Annotated in this window: 1 protein-coding gene; it reads right to left on the bottom strand. The window is 37.3% G+C overall.

The window, feature by feature from the left end:
* On the bottom strand, positions 1-2,067 hold a 2,067-nt coding region (locus tag HMPREF2571_RS10925), incomplete at both ends, for an SspB-related isopeptide-forming adhesin (RefSeq protein ID WP_305367032.1).

Below are 2,067 nucleotides of genomic sequence, written 5' to 3'. Positions count from 1 at the left end.
ACCTTTGGCATCGTTCTTAACAGTTTCGATTTCTTTCCCTGTAGAATCCTTAAGTACGAATGTGAATTCGTTCGCTTTAAGTTCACGGCCTTCCAAACGCTTAGTGAAGTTAAACTCTACTGAAACTGGAACACTGTTAACACGTTTTTCAGTTGGTTTTTCTGGTTTTTCAACTTTCTTAGTTGTTGGGTTGTAGTAGTTAACAACTTGAGTAGCTGTATTTTCGATATCTACACCAGCTTTAATATCCTTCTTAACTGTTGCAGGAATATCAAATTTATAGTAACGACCAAACTCGAACTTAGTAGTGTCAATGACTTGAGTGTTTTCTGCATCGCCAAGTGACTTAGTGAATCCATCTTTAAGGTTAGCTGTAATCACACCGTTAGCAAGTGAGATGTCGAATTTATCTGTAACATCTTTACCAGTTACTGAATCGTAAACCTTGATTGCTGATGCATCTACATCCAACTTAGTTTCATCAAAGTCATCTGTGATACCAACAGTTTGGATATGATCCTTGTTGTTAGCGTCAAATTGAGTTGTATCAAGCCATACTTGGTAGTAAAGTGTTTGACCAGGTTTAACTGACTTCGTATTCAAGTTTTCCAATTCGTTGTTTGATGCGTCATCAGCATAAGGGTTTGCATTGGTGTCTGAAACCTTGTTAGCCAATTCTTTATCATCATCAACGAGTTTAGTACCTGTTACATCGAATTTCGCTTCAGAAACAACATATTTTTCTGGTTGGAACTTAGGTTTTTCTGGTGGACGAACCGCATTGTTGAATTCTTTATCCGCAATTTGACCGACAGTTGCTACAAGAGCTTTAGCAGTACCATCATGAGAAACAGTGATTGTTACATTCGCTTTCATTGTATCGTATGTAACAGTTGCGTCTGTTCCTTTAACTTCTTCTACTGTAAACTTGTGAACGCCTTCTTGGCCTTTCTTGTACTCAATAGCTTTGAACTTAACGTTACCTTTGGCATCGTTCTTAACAGTTTCGATGACATTTCCTGCTTCATCCTTCAATTGGAAGCTGAATTCGTTAGCTTTAAGCTCACGACCTTCCAAACGTTTAGTGAAGTTGAATTCTACTTTAACTGGAACGTTAACAACACGTTTTTCTGTTGGTTTATTTGGTTTTTCAACAGACTTAGTTGTTGGGTTGTAGTAATGAACGATTTGAGAAGCTGTGTTTTCAATGTCTACACCACCCTTAACGTCGTCTTTGACTTTACCAACAATATCAAACTTGTAGTAACGTCCAAAGGCAAATTTAGTTGTGTCGATAACTTGAGTGTTTTCTGCATCGCCAAGTGACTTAGTGAAGCCATCTTTGAGGTTGGCTGTAATCACACCATTTTCAACCTTGATATCGAACTTAGCTGTTACATCATCACCTGTGATGCCATCATATGCTTTAATATCAGCTACATTGATATCAACTTTATCTTCTTCATAGTCATCTGATACACCAACAGTTTGGATATTATTCTTTTCAGTGAATTTAGTAGTATCCAACCATACTTGGTAAACAACTTTTTGTCCAGGATATACGGTCTTAGTATTGATGTTAGCTTTTTCATTATTAGAAGCATCATCAACATAAGGATTTGCATTAGTTTCTGCAACCTTATCTTTCAACTCTTTGTCATCATCAAGAAGAGATACTCCCTTCAAATCGAACTTAGTTTCATTAAGAATGTATTTCTCTGGATTGAATTCTGGTGTTTCTGGTGGACGAACTTTGTTGTTGAACTCTTTATCGTTAGCGCTTGAAGCAAATCCGCCTGTTGAAGCGTGGTTAACGACAGTTGTAAGAACTTTGCCTTCCTTAGTAACTTTCACTGTTACAGTCGCTTTCATAGCATCGTAAGTGATTGAAGCGTCTTTACCAGCTACTTCTTCAACTGTGTAAGTGAATGTCTTACCAAGATCATCTTTATTGAACAAGAGTTTTTCAAACTTGATGTGACCATCTTTATCGTTGGTTACTGTTTGAAGAACTTTGTTGTCTTTGTCTTTCAATACGAAGCTGAACTCACCTGCAGTCAACTCACG

It is taken from the genome of Streptococcus sp. HMSC068F04, assembly GCF_001837455.1.
Taxonomy (GTDB): domain Bacteria; phylum Bacillota; class Bacilli; order Lactobacillales; family Streptococcaceae; genus Streptococcus; species Streptococcus salivarius_D.
Note: the sequence above shows the minus strand (reverse complement) of the source record. Positions and strands in the feature narration are given on the sequence as shown.